Source organism: Streptomyces sp. NPDC030991 (genome assembly GCF_055571235.1).
The window spans coordinates 48,416-63,026 of record NZ_JBVIFR010000004.1; the positions used below are offsets into that span (position 1 = coordinate 48,416).

Sequence of the window (14,611 nt, forward strand, 5' to 3'; positions counted from 1 at the left end):
CCGAGCGTTGTATTTCATCCCGCCGCTGCACGCCGTGAACCACGGCCGCGATCGACCCCCACCCACCGCTGAGGGGTCCCCCCACATTCCGCGACCGCGCTGCACCCCGGAGGAGACGGGAACATGTCAGCCTGCGTACCCACCCGATCCAGCGACCCCAACCGGACGGACGAGCCGACAGCCGCCGCCCGCAAGGCGCACAGTCCCCCACCGGCGCCCCGCCGCCGCTTCCGCGTCGCGGGCGCCGACCTCTCGGCGTCCATCGCGGTCTTCCTGATCGCTCTCCCCCTGTCCCTCGGCATCGCCCTGGCGACCGGCGCCCCACTGGAGTCGGGGCTCGTCGCCGCCGCGGTCGGCGGGCTCGTCGTCGGCCTGGTGGGCGGCGCACCGCTCCAGGTCAGCGGCCCGGCCGCGGGCCTCACCGTGGTCACCGCCGAGCTGATCCAGCGCTACGGCTGGCGGACCACCTGCGGGATCACCGTCCTCGCGGGCCTCGCCCAACTCGGGCTCGGCTGCCTGCGAGTGGCCCGTACGGCGCTCGCCGTCAGCCCCGCCGTCGTGCACGGCATGCTCGCCGGCATCGGCATCACCATCGCCGTCGCCCAGCTGCACATCGTCCTCGGCGGCACCCCCGAGAGCGCCGTGCTCGACAATCTGGCGTCGCTGCCCGCCCAGCTGGCCGCCGCCCAGCCCGCCGCCTACGGCGTGAGCGCCCTCACCCTCGCCGTCCTCTTCTCCTGGCCGCGCATCCCGGGCCGGGCCGGCCGCATCGCGCGCAAGGTGCCGGCCGCGCTCGTCGCCGTCACCTCAGCGACCGCGGTCACCGCCCTGTTCGGACTGACCCTGCCCAAGGTCGACCTGCCCTCCTGGAGCAGCCACGCGCTGGCCGGGCTCCCGGACGGGCCCGTGCTCGGGATCGCGGCCGCGGTCCTGACGACCACCCTGGTGTGCAGCGTGCAGTCGCTGCTCGGGGCCGTCGCCACCGACAAGCTGGCCTCCTCCCGGACCGACCTGCCGCCCGGGACCCGCCGCTCGAACCTGAACCGGGAACTGCTCGGTCAGGGCACCGCGAACATCGTCTCCGGATCGCTCGGCGGACTGCCCGTCGCCGGGGTCGCGGTGCGCTCGGCGGCCAATGTGAACGCGGGCGCCGTGAGCCGGAACTCCACCATGCTGCACGGCGTTTGGGTAGTGGCGGCCACCCTGCTGCTGGTCCCCGTGCTGGAGCTGATCCCGCTCGCCTCGCTCGCCGCCCTGGTGATGGCGGTCGGCATCCAGATGGTGTCCCTGCACCACATCCGCACGGTCACCCGCCACCGTGAGGTCCTGGTCTACGTCGTGACCACCCTCGGCGTCGTCGTCCTCGGCGTCCTGCAAGGCGTGGGCCTCGGCGTCGCGGTCGCCGTCGCCGTCGCGCTGCACCGCCTCACGCGTACCCGCATCACACACGAGGAGGACGCGCGCGGCACGCACCGTGTGCGCGTACGCGGCCAGTTGACGTTCCTCGCCGTACCTCGGCTCAGCCGGGTGCTGCATCAAGTCCCCCAAGGAGCCACCTGCGTCGTGGAGTTGGACGGATCATTCATGGACCATGCCGCGTACGAGGCGTTGCAGGACTGGGAGAAGTCGCATGCCACCCAGGGCGGTCAGGTCGAACTGACCGGGCGCGGCGGGCAGCGGATCGCCGAGCCCGCCCGTGCGAGCCACTCGTGCTGTCGGCCCTGGACGCCGTGGCGCAATCACCACTGCGACCGGCCCTCCGACCCTGCGCCGGAGACCGCCGCGCCGCGCGGCGGGCATCACCTGGCCAGTGGGATCAGCGCGTTCCAGCGCAACACGGCACCGCTGGTGCGCGACGAGCTCGCGCGGTTGGCGAGAGAGGGGCAGAAGCCCACGCAGCTCTTCCTGACCTGCGCGGACTCACGGCTCGTCACCTCGATGATCACGTCCAGCGGCCCCGGCGACCTCTTCGTCGTACGGAACGTGGGCAATCTCGTCCCCCTGCCCGGTGCCGAGAGCGGGGACGACTCGGTCGCCGCCGCCATCGAGTACGCCGTCGACGTGCTGAAGGTGCAGTCGATCACTGTGTGCGGGCACTCCGGATGCGGGGCCATGCAGGCGCTGTTGAGCAGCCCGCCCGACGGGGCCGGCGCGCTCACCCCGCTCAAGCGGTGGCTGCGGCACGGCGCGCCGAGCCTGGAGCGGCTGTCCGGCACCGGCCTGCCGGGGGCGCGGCTCGCCGGGCGGGCGCCCGCCGACACCGTCGAGCAGCTCTGTCTCACCAACGTCGTACAGCAGTTGGAGCACTTGCGGGCGCACGAGTCGGTGGCCCACGCCGTCGCGCGGGGCGCGCTGGAGCTGCACGGGATGTACTTCCACGTCGGTGAGGCGCAGGCATATCTGCTGGAGGACCTGCCGGAGAGCCCCGATCCCGTCTTCGGACAGGTCACGGCGGCCTCCTTCGACGAGACCGACGGCGCGCGCGCCTGAACCTTCCCTTTCCCTTCCGCGTGGAACAGATGAGAACGTACGGCTCCCGGCTGCTTCGGCCGGGAGCCGTCGACAGGTCTAAACCAATTTGCCGACCCCCCTTGTCACCAGGGGTCGGCGTCTGATGAGCTGTGGTTTGGGACACAACGGGCGCCCGGCAAAGCACCGTAAGGGAGATCTCGTGAGCAACGAAAGCCTGGCCAACCTCTTGAAGGAGGAGCGTCGCTTCGCGCCGCCTGCCGACTTGGCCGCGAACGCCAATGTCACGGCGGAGGCGTACGAGCGGGCCAAGGCTGACCGGCTCGGTTTCTGGGCCGAGCAGGCCCGCCGCCTGAGCTGGGCCACCGAGCCGACCGAGACGCTGGACTGGTCGAACCCGCCGTTCGCGAAGTGGTTCAAGGACGGCAAGCTGAACGTCGCCTACAACTGCGTGGACCGGCATGTGGAGGCCGGCAACGGCGACCGCGTCGCGATCCACTTCGAGGGCGAGCCGGGTGACAGCCGCGCGATCACCTACGCCGAACTCAAGGACGAGGTCGGCCGGGCCGCGAACGCGCTGACCGAATTGGGTGTCCAGGCCGGCGACCGGGTCGCGGTCTACCTGCCGATGATCCCCGAGGCCGTCATCTCGATGCTGGCCTGCGCCCGCATCGGCGCCGCGCACTCGGTGGTCTTCGGCGGCTTCTCCGCCGACGCCATCGCCAAGCGCATCGAGGACGCCGACGCCAAGGTCGTCATCACCTCCGACGGCGGCTACCGCCGCGGCAAGCCCTCGGCCCTCAAGCCCGCCGTCGACGAGGCCGTCAGCCGCGTCGAGGGCGTGGAGAAGGTCCTCGTCGTCCGGCGCACCGGGCAGGACGTCGCCTGGAGCGAGGGCCGCGACGTGTGGTGGCACGACGTCGTCGGCCGCCAGTCGCCGGAGCACGCGCCGCAGGCGTTCGACGCCGAGCAGCCGCTCTTCATCCTCTACACCTCCGGGACCACGGGGAAGCCCAAGGGCATCCTGCACACCTCCGGCGGCTACCTCACCCAGGCGTCCTACACCCACCACGCGGTCTTCGACCTCAAGCCCGAGAGCGACGTGTACTGGTGCACGGCCGACATCGGCTGGGTCACCGGGCACTCCTACATCACCTACGGGCCGCTCTCCAACGGCGCCACCCAGGTCATCTACGAGGGCACCCCGGACACCCCGCACCAGGGCCGGTTCTGGGAGATCGTGCAGAAGTACGGCGTCACCATCCTCTACACGGCGCCGACCGCGATCCGCACGTTCATGAAGTGGGGTGACGACATCCCCGCCAAGTTCGACCTGTCCAGCCTGCGCGTCCTCGGCTCGGTCGGTGAGCCGATCAACCCCGAGGCGTGGATGTGGTACCGCAAGAACATCGGTGCCGACACCTGCCCCATCGTCGACACCTGGTGGCAGACCGAGACCGGCGCCATCATGATCTCGCCGCTCCCGGGCGTCACCGCCACCAAGCCGGGCTCCGCCCAGCGCGCCCTGCCCGGCATCGCGGCCACCGTCGTCGACGACGAGGCGAACGAGGTACCGAACGGCGGCGGCGGCTACCTCGTCCTGACCGAGCCGTGGCCCTCCATGCTGCGCACCATCTGGGGCGACGACCAGCGGTTCATCGACACCTACTGGTCCCGCTTCGAAGGCCGGTACTTCGCCGGGGACGGCGCCAAGAAGGACGAGGACGGCGACATCTGGCTCCTCGGCCGCGTCGACGACGTCATGCTCGTCTCCGGCCACAACATCTCCACCACCGAGGTCGAGTCCGCGCTCGTCTCCCACCCGTCCGTCGCCGAGGCCGCCGTCGTCGGCGCCGCCGACGAGACCACCGGCCAGGCCATCGTCGCCTTCGTCATCCTGCGCTCCACCGCCAACGCCGAGGACCCGGACCTCATGGCCGCCCTGCGCAACCACGTCGGCACCACGCTCGGCCCGATCGCCAAACCCAAGCGCGTCCTGCCCGTCGCCGAACTCCCCAAGACACGGTCCGGCAAGATCATGCGCCGCCTGCTGCGCGACGTCGCGGAGAACCGCGCCGTCGGCGACGTCACCACCCTCGCCGACTCCTCCGTCATGGACCTGATCCAGACCAAGCTGCCCGCGGCACCCAGCGAGGACTGACCCGGCACGGGGGAACGGGCACTCGGCGAGCGCGCCGGGTGCCCGTTTCGTGCGTATCGTGATGATCACCAGGCACGTCCTGCGTACACCCGGTAGGGTGAACGACGCGTCAGGAACGCGTCAGGAAGTCCACAGGGTGCGCCGGGAAGTCTGGTCGGCAGAGTGATCAGCCGTACCCGACCGGAGGTTCCCCCGCGTGAGCGCGCCCCAGAAGAGCGACCGCAAAGCACTCGGCCATCTGTCCCTGCCCGAGCGGAACTTCGTGGCCGAGGCCCTGCGGACCGAGACCGTCGGCGGGATGCTCCTCCTCGTCGCCGCCGTCGCGGCGGTCGTCTGGGCCAATGTCCCGGCGATCAGCCACAGTTACGAGACGGTCCGCGACATCCATGTCGGGCCCGGCGCTCTCGGCCTCGACCTCTCCCTCGAACACTGGGCCGCCGACGGCCTGCTGGCCGTCTTCTTCTTCGTGGCCGGCATCGAACTCAAGCGCGAACTCGTCGCCGGTGACCTGCGCGACCCCAGAGCCGCCGCGCTCCCGGTCGTCGCCGCCGTCTGCGGCATGGCCGCGCCCGCCCTCGTGTACACCCTGGTGAACGTGGTCGGGGGCGGCTCGACGGACGGCTGGGCCGTGCCGACCGCGACCGACATCGCGTTCGCCCTGGCCGTCCTCGCCGTCCTCGGTACGTCGCTGCCGGGCGCCCTGCGCGCCTTCCTGCTGACCCTCGCCGTCGTCGACGACCTCCTGGCCATCCTGATCATCGCGGTCTTCTTCACCGATGAGCTGAACTTCGCCGCGCTCGGCGGCGCCGTCGTCGGCCTCGCCGTCTTCTGGCTGCTGCTGCGCAAGGGCGTACACGGCTGGTACGTCTATGTGCCGCTCGCCCTCGTCATCTGGGGCCTGATGTACAACAGCGGCATCCACGCCACCATCGCCGGTGTCGCCATGGGCCTGATGCTGCGCTGCACCCGACGGGACGGCGCGGAGCACTCTCCGGGCGAGCGCGTCGAGCACCTGGTGCGACCCCTGTCGGCCGGACTGGCGGTGCCGCTGTTCGCCCTGCTCAGCGCCGGTGTGGTGGTGTCGGGCGGCGCGCTGGGCGACGTGTTCGGCAAGCCCGAGACGCTCGGTGTCGTACTCGGTCTCGTCGTCGGCAAGGCCCTCGGCATCTTCGGCGGCACGTGGCTGACGGCCCGTTTCACCAAGGCGTCGCTCTCGCAGGAGCTGGCCTGGCCGGACGTCTTCGCCGTCGCCTCCCTCGCCGGCATCGGCTTCACCGTCTCGCTCCTGATCGGCGAACTCGCCTTCTCCGACGACCCGCTGCTCACCGACGAGGTCAAGGCCGCCGTGCTCATCGGCTCCCTCATCGCGGCCGTCTTCAGCGGCGTACTGCTGAAGACGCGGAACGCGAAGTACCGCTCGCTGTGGGAGGCGGAGGAGCGCGACGAGGACCTCGACGGCGTCCCCGACATCTACGAGAAGGGCGACCCGGACTACCACCTGCGGATGGCCGCGATCCATGAGAAGAAGGCCGCAGAGCATCGAAGGCTTGCCGAAGTGGCGGGCGGGGAAGGCGCCGGGGGCGAGCGTCCGGCATGATCTGACAGCAAGTCCGCACATCCGGAGCATCCACAGCTTCTCAAGGAAATCAGGGAGAAACGCGATGAGCGCACCCGACGGCAGCACGGTCAGCGCGGTCGGCACGGTCGGCGCCGAACGCAGCATCGGCCAGCTGTTCGCCTCGGCGACGACCGAGATGTCCGCACTGGTGCACGATGAGATCGCCCTCGCGAAAGCGCAGCTCAAGCAGGACGTGAAGAAGGGCGCGGTCAGCGGCGGGTCGTTCTCGGCGGCGCTGACAGTGCTGATCTTCTCGCTGCCGATGCTGAGCTTCGCGCTCGCGTACGGCATCAACGCCTGGACCGGCGGGCACAACGGGAACGGCGGCTGGAACCTCGCCTGGTGCTTCCTGCTCTCCTTCGCCGCGAGCGTGCTCTTCGCCGGTCTCCTCGCGCTGATCGGCACCGTCTTCGCCAAGAAGGCCAAGAAGGGCAAGGGCCCGCAGAAGGTCGCCGCGTCGGTCAAGGAGTCGGCGGGCGTACTGCAGAACGCCAAGCCCCACCCGCGCCAGGTGACGCCCGGCGGCCGTGTCCCCGAGGCCATCGAGGCTGTGGGACGCTCGTCTGCATGACGGACCCCGCCACTCCTTCGGCCCAACCGACTTCCTCTGTCGTACGTCGCGGCATCCCCGGTGGAAAAGAGGTGACCCACCGGGACGTCGCGGCCAACGGCGCGCGCTTCCACATCGCGGAGCTGGGTGACGGGCCGCTCGTGCTGCTGCTGCACGGCTTCCCGCAGTTCTGGTGGACGTGGCGGCACCAGCTCGGCGCACTCGCCGACGCCGGGTTCCGGGCCGTGGCCATGGACCTGCGGGGCGTGGGCGGCAGCGACCGAACACCGCGCGGTTACGACCCGGCGAACCTCGCGCTCGACATCACCGGCGTGGTGCGCTCGCTCGGCGAACCGGACGCGGCGCTCGTCGGCCACGACCTCGGCGGCTATCTCGCGTGGACCGCGGCCGTGATGCGGCCCAAGCTGGTGCGCCGGCTCGCCGTGTCGTCGATGCCGCACCCGCGGCGCTGGCGCTCGGCCATGCTGTCGGACGTCAAGCAGACGACCGCCGGCTCATACATCTGGGGGTTCCAGCGGCCCTGGCTGCCGGAGCGTCAACTGGCGGCGGACGGCGGGGCGTTGGCCGGGCAGCTGGTCCGGGACTGGTCCGGTCCGCAGCAGCCCGACGACGAGGCCGTCGAGACGTACCGGCGCGCCATGTCCATCCCGTCGACCCCGCACTGCTCGATCGAGCCGTACCGGTGGATGGTGCGGTCGTTGGCCCGCCCCGACGGCATCCAGTTCAACCGGCGCATGAAGCGGCCGGTCCGGGTCCCGACCCTGCATCTGCACGGCTCGCTCGACCCGGTGATGCGCACGCGGAGCGCCGCGGGGTCCGGCGAGTACGTCGAAGCGCCCTACCGCTGGCGGCTGTTCGACGGCCTCGGCCACTTCCCGCACGAGGAGGATCCGGCCGCCTTCTCCAAGGAACTGGTGAGCTGGCTCCAGGACCCCGAGCCCGATCGGTGAGCCATCGGCGGGCGCCCGGTGTGCCACTGGCGGCCCACCGGTATCCGGGCGGGAACGCCTGTTCTACGAACGGCCAAATGCCCGACGCATACGCCAATTTGGGGGCCATGGGGGCGATTACCGACCATGGGGCCCGGGCACACGTCGGTGTATGGGCTGGACGCACGACTACAGTGACGCAGCACGCAATCGCCGCCCAGCGATGACGCTGGGCTCTCCCCAGAGGGGCGCACCGCAGGAGTACGCGGCGCACGATCCCCGACTGGGCATTCCGCGCATCCTGCGGCGCCGGGCCCGGTGGGTGTCGGCCCGGCTGCGCCACAGCGGGCGCGGCTGACACGTTTCCCGGGCCCTGTCTCCAGGGCCCGACCCGGTACCCGCTCAAGACCCTCGCGGGCGGCTGGGCCTCAGAGCGCGCAGGCGTCCGTGTCCACCTGCTGGACCGCGGTACGGCCCTGGGTGATGTCGGTGTTGATCTCGTCCCTGGTGAGCGCGTAGCCCGTCTGCGAGTTGTCCAGGGACTTGGCGAAGACCACCCCGTAGACCTGGCCGTCCGCGGTCAGGAGCGGCCCGCCCGAGTTGCCCTGCCGGACCGTCGCGTACAGCGAGTAGACGTCGCGCTGGACCTTGCCGCGGTGGTAGATGTCCGGGCCGTCGGCCGTGATGCGGCCACGGACCCGCGCGGGGCGCACGTCGTACGCGCCGTTCTCCGGGAAGCCCGCGACGATCGCGCCGTCGCCGCGCCGTGCGTCCGTGGACGTGAACCGCAGCGGTGGCGCCTTGAGTTGTGGCACGTCCAGGACCGCGATGTCCCGCTTCCAGTCGTAGAGCACGACCTTCGCGTCGTACTTGATGCCCTCGCCGCCGATCTGCACGGTCGGCTCGTCGACGCCGCCGACCACGTGCGCGTTGGTCATCACACGGCGGTCGGAGAAGACGAACCCGGTGCCCTCCACGACCTTGCCGCAACCGGGCGCCTGGCCCACGACCTTGACGATCGAGCGCTTCGCGTTCCGCGCGGCCGCGCTGCCGGCCAGCGCCGGGTCGGGGGGCTGGACCTCGGTGATCGGCTCGTTGGCGAACGGGCTGAAGACCTGGGGGAAACCGTTCTGCGCGAGCGTGGAGGAGAAATCCGCGAACCAGGTGTCGGCCTGGCCGGGCAGCGCCCGCGAGACCCCGAGCAACACCTTCGAGCTGCGGACCTCCGTGCCGAGCGTGGGCAGCGTCGTACCGGCGAGGGCGGAACCTATCAACCAGGCGACCAGGAGCATCGCCCCGACGTTGACGAGGGCGCCGCCCGTCGCGTCGAGCGCGCGGGCCGGGGACCAAATGATGTACCTGCGCAGCTTGTTGCCCAAGTGCGTGGTGAAGGCCTGGCCCACCGAGGCGCAGACGATCACGACGACCACGGCGACGACCGCGGCGGTCGTCGTGACCTGGGCGTCGCTGGTGGCCGCGCCCCAGACGAGGGGCAGTGTGTAGACGGCGACGAGACCGCCGCCCAGGAAGCCGATCACCGACAGGATGCCGACGACGAAGCCCTGGCGGTAGCCCACGATCGCAAACCAGACGGCGGCCGCGAGCAGCAGAATGTCCAGCACGTTCACCGAATTCTGGCCTCGCCTCGCATCGCCGGTTTCCACTTCCGCGCCGGAGTCACGGGGTCGGTCCCCAGGACGGCACGGCACGGGGCCACCCTGTCATGTGCGCCAGTCGAGTGGGACCGTCTTCTCCCGGTCCCAGGGGCGCTCCCACCCCGCGTAGTGCAGGATCCGGTCGATCACACCGGCCGTGAAACCCCAGACCAGGGCGGATTCCACGAGGAACGCGGGGCCCTGGTGGCCGCTCGGATGGACCGTCGTCGCCCGGTTGTCCGGGTCCGTGAGATCCGCCACCGGGACCGTGAAGACGCGGGCCGTCTCCGCCGGGTCGACGGCCTCGACCGGCGTCGGCACCCGCCACCAGCCGAGCACCGGCGTCACCACGAAGCCGCTCACCGGGATGTAGAGCCGCGGCAGCACGCCGAAGAGCTGGACGCCGCTCGGGTCGAGGCCCGTCTCCTCCCACGCCTCCCGCAGCGCGGCGCGCAACGGGCCCTCGGTGTACGGATCACCGTCCTGCGGGTCGAGGGCGCCGCCGGGGAAGGACGGCTGGCCGGCATGGGATCTGAGCGAGCCCGCCCGCTCCATCAACAGCAGCTCGGGGCCGCGGTCGCCGTCGCCGAACAGGACCAGCACCGCGGACTGTCTGCCCGCTCCGTCCTCGGGGGGCAGGAAGCGGCTGAGCTGGTCCCCGCGGAGAGTGCGGGCCGCTTCGGCGACGGGGCTCAGCCAGCCGGGCAGCCCTTCGGTGCGGAGCGCTACGTCGGGGAGGTGCGGGGTGCTGCCGGGCGCGGGGGCAGCGTGCGACATACCCGGGGCGGGCGTGGCGTGCGGGATGCTGCCGGGCGCGGCGCGCGGCGTACCCAGGGCGGGCGGGGTGTTGCCGGGCGCGGGTGTGGCGCGCGGCGTACCCGGGGAGGGCGGGGTGTTGCCGGGCGCGGGCGTGGCGTGCGGCGTACTCGGGGCGGCCGTGGCGTCGCCGCCCCGGGCTGTCCCGTCACCGTCCCCGGCCGTCCCGCCGCTCATCGCATCGATCTCGCTCACGTGCTTCATCTCGCCGCCCCCGTACCCGTCGTGATTCGCCCAACGCCTGACCGCCCCCGTTTCGTTCCGCCACCGCGGCATGTCACCCGGTCGTGTCACCCGGGGTGCCGCCCAGCGGCGGGGCCGGGACACCGCCCGCGTCCAGGTAGGACTGCGGGGGCTTGAGACGCTGGCCGGGGAAGCCGCCCTTCTCGTACTTGAGCAGCTTCTTCGCCTTCTCCGGGTCCGTCTCGCCCTCTCCGTACGCCGGGCAGAGCGGGGCGATCGGGCAGGCCCCGCAGGCCGGTTTGCGGGAGTGGCAGATGCGGCGGCCGTGGAAGATCACGTGATGGCTGAGCATGGTCCACTCGCTCTTCGGGAAGAGCTCGCCGACGGCCTTCTCGACCTTGTCCGGGTCGGTCTCCTCGGTCCACTTCCAGCGGCGGACGAGCCGTCCGAAATGGGTGTCGACAGTGATGCCGGGCCGCCCGAACGCGTTGCCCAACACGACGAAGGCCGTCTTGCGGCCCACTCCGGGCAGCTTGACGAGATCTTCGAGCCGGCCGGGCACCTCGCCCCCGAAGTCCTCGCTCAGCGCCTTGGCAAGGCCCATGATCGACTTCGTCTTGGCCCGGAAGAACCCGGTCGGCCTGATCAGCTCCTCGACCTCTTCGGGGTTGGCCGCTGCCAGGTCCTCGGGGGTCGGGTACTTGGCGAACAGCGCCGGGGTCGTCTGATTGACCCTCAGGTCCGTCGTCTGGGCGGACATCACCGTGGCGAGGACCAGCTGGAACGGGTTCTCGAAGTCCAGCTCCGGGTGTGCGTACGGGTACGTCTCCGCGAGCTCCCGGTTGATCTTCCGCGCCCGGCGGACCAGCGCCGTGCGCGACTCGGGCTTGGCCGAGCCGGTCGCCTTCGGGCCGGTCGCCTTCAAGGCGGTGTCGGCCCCCTTCGTAGCGGAGCCGGTCGCCTTCGTAGCGGAGCCGGTCGCCTTCGGGGCGGAGCTGGTCGCCTTCGTGGCGGAGCCGGTCGCCTTCGTGGCGGAGCCGGTCGCCTTCGTGGCGGGCTTCTTCGCGGGCATGAGCTGGGCGGCCTTTCCCTGTACGGAGACGGTGCGCGGAGTGCGGAGACGGCGCGCGGAGTCGGTGTCCGGGGCCGGTGCGTGAGACGGTCCGGGGCGGAGTCCTGCCGGCCGGGCGGAGATCGTCCCGCCCTGTTCGCCCACAGCGGAATCACGGTCACCCGTCACCGCTCCAGCCCCTTCCGCCTGTGTCGTCACCGGCTTTTTGGACACTCGGCCAGCCTAAAGCCCGACACTGACATTCGCCCCGGAGCCATCGGATCGGCCCCCGATTGGCCCCCTCCCCGTCGGGTTGCGACGCAGGTGCGGCAGACTTGTGTCTGAGTGACTGATCACACTGTTTGGACCGTCCGGCAAAATGGGCGGCGGGAACAACCGTCCCCCGCAGTGCAGGCGACATAGGAGAGAAACTCGTGGACGACGTTCTGCGGCGCGCCCCGCTCTTCGCGGCGCTCGATGACGAGCAGGCCGCGGAGCTCCGCGCCTCCATGAGTGAGGTGACCCTCGCGCGCGGTGATGCCCTGTTTCACGAGGGCGACCCCGGCGACCGCCTCTACGTGGTCACCGAAGGCAAGGTGAAGCTTCACCGCACATCCCCCGACGGCCGCGAGAACATGCTGGCCGTGCTCGGCCCCGGCGAGCTGATCGGCGAGTTGTCGCTCTTCGACCCCGGCCCGCGCACCGCGACCGCCAGCGCGCTGACCGAGGTGAAGCTGCTCGGCCTCGGCCACGGCGACCTCCAGCCGTGGCTGAACGCACGACCCGAGGTGGCCGCCGCCCTGCTGCGCGCCGTCGCCCGGCGTCTGCGCAAGACCAACGACCAGATGTCCGACCTGGTCTTCTCCGACGTGCCGGGCCGTGTGGCCCGCGCGCTGCTCGACCTGTCGCGCCGCTTCGGCGTGCAGTCCGAGGAGGGCATCCACGTCGTGCACGACCTCACGCAGGAAGAGCTGGCCCAGCTGGTCGGCGCCTCCCGCGAGACCGTGAACAAGGCGCTGGCCGACTTCGCGGGCCGTGGCTGGCTCCGCCTGGAGGCCCGCGCGGTGATCCTGCTGGACGTGGAGCGCCTCGCGAAGCGCTCGCGCTGAGTTCCGCGAGGCCGACACGCCTCTTGTACGCGGACGGGTCCCGCCACACCTCGTGGCGGGACCCGTCCGCGTAGAGGCACGGCACGACATGGCGGGGCGTGGCAAGGCACTGCGCGGCATGGCATGGCAAGGCACAGAAATGCCGTGCCCTGCGCGGTACTTCGCTGCACAGTTACCCCATGGCCATCCCCAACCGTGGGCTCGACGCCCACGGACACATCGCGCGCGAGGGTTCTTTGGACCGCGTGACAGAACCGTTCCGCCCCGTCGTGACCGCCGCGCGCGAGCGGCTGCTCGATGTCTTCGGGACCCGTATGACGGGCGCGTACCTGTACGGTTCCGTGCCCCGGGGCACCGCAAGGCCGGGCCGCTCCGACCTCGATCTGCTGCTCACCCTGCGCGCCGAGCCCAGCGAGGCGGACGGGGCCGACGCGGCCGCGCTCGACGAGGCGCTCGACAAGGAGTTCGCGCAGATCGACGGCGCGGGCACGCTGCTGACCGGCCGGGCCACGGTGCTGAGCGAGCTGGAGAGGCACGACCTGGGCTGGTTCGTCGCCTGTCTGTGCACACCGCTGCTCGGCGAGGATCTGGCCGGGCACCTGCCCCGCTACCGGCCCACCTCGCTCCTGGCCCGCGAGACCAACGGCGACCTGTCCCTGGCCCTGCCGCGCTGGCGCGAACGGATCGCCGCGGCCGGCACCGGGGAACTCCCCGGCCTGGAGCGGGGCATCTCCCGCCGCCTCGTCCGGACGGGCTTCACGCTGGTCATGCCCCGCTGGAACGGCTGGACCAGCGATCTCCACGAGATGGCCGAGGCGTTCGGGACGTACTACGCGCGGTGGGCCCGCCCGATGCGCGCGGCGGCCTCTGCGGCGTACGCCCCGACCGGGGACCGCGAGACGCTGCGGACGTACACGGAGGAGATCGGGCCGTGGCTGGCGGCCGAGTACGCGCGCGTGCACGGCATCAAGAACCCGCGTCCCTGAAAGCGCCCTGCCAGGGCCGTCAAGCACCCGCACACCACATCCCCGGAGGGGAAACCGGCATGACGCAGTCCCCGTCACAGTCCGCGACCGATCTGGCCACCCGGTTCGAGGCGGAGCGCGGCCGTCTGCGGTCCGTGGCGTACCGCATGCTCGGTTCGCTGAGCGAGGCGGAGGACGCGGTCCAGGAGAGCTGGCTGCGGTTGCAGCGCGCCGACCCCGAGGCCGCCACCGTACGGAACCTGAGCGGCTGGCTGACCACCGTCGTCGGCCGGATCTGCCTCGACATGCTGCGTACGCGCGCGTCGCGCCGCGAGGACCCCCTCGACCCGGGTACGGCGGAGACCCATGTCCCGGATGTGGTGGTGCGGCCCGCGGACCCGGGCCAGGAGGCCGAACTCGCGGACTCGGTGGGGATCGCACTGCTCGTCGTGCTCGACACGCTCGCGCCGGCCGAGCGGCTCGCGTTCGTGCTGCACGACATGTTCGCGGTGCCGTTCGAGGAGCTCGCGCCGATCGTCGAGCGCACCCCGGCGGCGACCCGGCAGCTGGCCAGCCGGGCGCGGCGCCGGGTGCGGGGCGCCACCGTGCCCGCCCCGACCGATCTGGCCCGGCAGCGCGAGGTCGTCGACGCCTGGCTCGCCGCCACCCGCGCCGGGGACTTCGAGGCGCTGCTCGCGCTCCTCGACCCCGACGTGCTGCTACGGGTCGACGCGGGCCCGGGCACGGCGTCCAAGCTGGTGCGCGGCGCCCTGGAGGTGGCCGGCCAGGCGACGTTCTACGGGCGGATGGTGCCGACGGCGATCCCCGCGTACGTGGGCGACGGCATGGGCATCGTGCAGGCGCCCCGCGGCCAGGTCGTGTCGGTCCTCGCCCTCTCCTTCCGGGACGGCAAGGTCGTCGGCGTCGACATCATCGCCGATCCGCGGCGACTCGCCGCGATGGGCGTCACCTGGCCCCTGGCAGCCCGGGACGACGGCCTCCAAGCCCCTCCGGGCCGGGACGACCGCGCCTAGGGGCCTGGCGTCACGTTCCCTCCCCGCCCCCTCCCCCGCCAGGCGGACGT

At 71.7% G+C, this 14,611-nt stretch carries 12 protein-coding genes; 9 read left to right on the top strand and 3 right to left on the bottom strand.

Annotation, left to right across the window (positions count from 1 at the left end):
* Positions 1-123 precede the first annotated feature (123 nt).
* From ACZ45E_RS08915 to ACZ45E_RS08940, 6 genes are all read left to right on the top strand, one after another.
* On the top strand, positions 124-2,490 hold the full coding sequence (locus ACZ45E_RS08915) for a SulP family inorganic anion transporter (RefSeq protein WP_468218349.1): 2,367 nt from the start codon (positions 124-126) through the stop codon (positions 2,488-2,490).
* 124 nt (positions 2,491-2,614) lie between these two features.
* Positions 2,615-4,630 (top strand): acetate--CoA ligase, encoded by a 2,016-nt coding sequence (gene acs, locus ACZ45E_RS08920; protein ID WP_468218351.1) that lies wholly within the window; start codon positions 2,615-2,617, stop codon positions 4,628-4,630.
* Between the two features lie 196 nt (positions 4,631-4,826).
* Positions 4,827-6,227 carry a Na+/H+ antiporter NhaA gene (gene nhaA / locus ACZ45E_RS08925; protein ID WP_468218353.1) on the top strand — a complete coding sequence of 467 codons (1,401 nt, stop codon included), beginning with the start codon at positions 4,827-4,829 and terminating at the stop codon, positions 6,225-6,227.
* A gap of 64 nt (positions 6,228-6,291) precedes the next feature.
* Positions 6,292-6,819 carry a phage holin family protein gene (locus ACZ45E_RS08930; protein ID WP_468218356.1) on the top strand — a complete coding sequence of 176 codons (528 nt, stop codon included), beginning with the start codon at positions 6,292-6,294 and terminating at the stop codon, positions 6,817-6,819.
* Positions 6,816-7,769: an alpha/beta fold hydrolase gene (locus tag ACZ45E_RS08935; protein WP_468218357.1), complete on the top strand. Its 954-nt coding sequence runs from the start codon at positions 6,816-6,818 to the stop codon at positions 7,767-7,769. Before ACZ45E_RS08930 ends, ACZ45E_RS08935 begins: the two co-directional genes overlap by 4 nt.
* 151 nt (positions 7,770-7,920) lie before the next feature.
* Positions 7,921-8,106, top strand: a complete 186-nt coding sequence (locus ACZ45E_RS08940) for a hypothetical protein (protein WP_404220096.1) — start codon at positions 7,921-7,923, stop codon at positions 8,104-8,106.
* A gap of 70 nt (positions 8,107-8,176) precedes the next feature.
* Here ACZ45E_RS08940 and ACZ45E_RS08945 read toward each other — a convergent pair whose 3' ends face one another.
* From ACZ45E_RS08945 to nth, 3 genes are all read right to left on the bottom strand, one after another.
* Complete coding sequence (locus ACZ45E_RS08945; RefSeq protein WP_468218359.1) at positions 8,177-9,376, bottom strand: MarP family serine protease; 1,200 nt, start codon at positions 9,374-9,376, stop codon at positions 8,177-8,179.
* A 93-nt stretch (positions 9,377-9,469) separates the two neighbouring features.
* Positions 9,470-10,180 carry an NUDIX hydrolase gene (locus ACZ45E_RS08950; RefSeq protein WP_468219185.1) on the bottom strand — a complete coding sequence of 237 codons (711 nt, stop codon included), beginning with the start codon at positions 10,178-10,180 and terminating at the stop codon, positions 9,470-9,472.
* A gap of 316 nt (positions 10,181-10,496) precedes the next feature.
* On the bottom strand, positions 10,497-11,474 hold the full coding sequence (nth, locus tag ACZ45E_RS08955; RefSeq protein WP_468218362.1) for an endonuclease III: 978 nt from the start codon (positions 11,472-11,474) through the stop codon (positions 10,497-10,499).
* A 413-nt stretch (positions 11,475-11,887) separates the two neighbouring features.
* Between nth and ACZ45E_RS08960 the strand changes: the two genes are divergently transcribed.
* From ACZ45E_RS08960 to ACZ45E_RS08970, 3 genes are all read left to right on the top strand, one after another.
* A complete protein-coding gene (locus ACZ45E_RS08960; protein WP_016642758.1) occupies positions 11,888-12,562 on the top strand; it encodes a Crp/Fnr family transcriptional regulator in 675 nt (224 codons plus the stop codon).
* Between the two features lie 179 nt (positions 12,563-12,741).
* Positions 12,742-13,548, top strand: coding sequence for a nucleotidyltransferase domain-containing protein (locus ACZ45E_RS08965; protein WP_468218363.1), 807 nt, complete (start codon positions 12,742-12,744; stop codon positions 13,546-13,548).
* Between the two features lie 59 nt (positions 13,549-13,607).
* The gene (locus ACZ45E_RS08970; RefSeq protein ID WP_468218364.1) at positions 13,608-14,561 is read left to right on the top strand and encodes a sigma-70 family RNA polymerase sigma factor; all 954 of its coding nucleotides are present in this window, start codon (positions 13,608-13,610) and stop codon (positions 14,559-14,561) included.
* Positions 14,562-14,611: the final 50 nt, after the last annotated feature.

What these genes read in the sequence shown, in the direction of transcription:
- ACZ45E_RS08915 (WP_468218349.1), top strand. Translation starts at nt 124, where the DNA reads ATGTCAGCCTGCGTACCCACCCGATCCAGCGACCCCAACCGGACGGAC.
- acs (WP_468218351.1), top strand. Translation starts at nt 2,615, where the DNA reads ATGAGCTGTGGTTTGGGACACAACGGGCGCCCGGCAAAGCACCGTAAG.
- ACZ45E_RS08930 (WP_468218356.1), top strand. Translation starts at nt 6,292, where the DNA reads ATGAGCGCACCCGACGGCAGCACGGTCAGCGCGGTCGGCACGGTCGGC.
- ACZ45E_RS08935 (WP_468218357.1), top strand. Translation starts at nt 6,816, where the DNA reads ATGACGGACCCCGCCACTCCTTCGGCCCAACCGACTTCCTCTGTCGTA.
- ACZ45E_RS08940 (WP_404220096.1), top strand. Translation starts at nt 7,921, where the DNA reads ATGGGCTGGACGCACGACTACAGTGACGCAGCACGCAATCGCCGCCCA.
- ACZ45E_RS08950 (WP_468219185.1), bottom strand. Translation starts at nt 10,180, where the DNA reads ATGTCGCACGCTGCCCCCGCGCCCGGCAGCACCCCGCACCTCCCCGAC.
- nth (WP_468218362.1), bottom strand. Translation starts at nt 11,474, where the DNA reads ATGCCCGCGAAGAAGCCCGCCACGAAGGCGACCGGCTCCGCCACGAAG.
- ACZ45E_RS08965 (WP_468218363.1), top strand. Translation starts at nt 12,742, where the DNA reads ATGGCCATCCCCAACCGTGGGCTCGACGCCCACGGACACATCGCGCGC.
- ACZ45E_RS08970 (WP_468218364.1), top strand. Translation starts at nt 13,608, where the DNA reads ATGACGCAGTCCCCGTCACAGTCCGCGACCGATCTGGCCACCCGGTTC.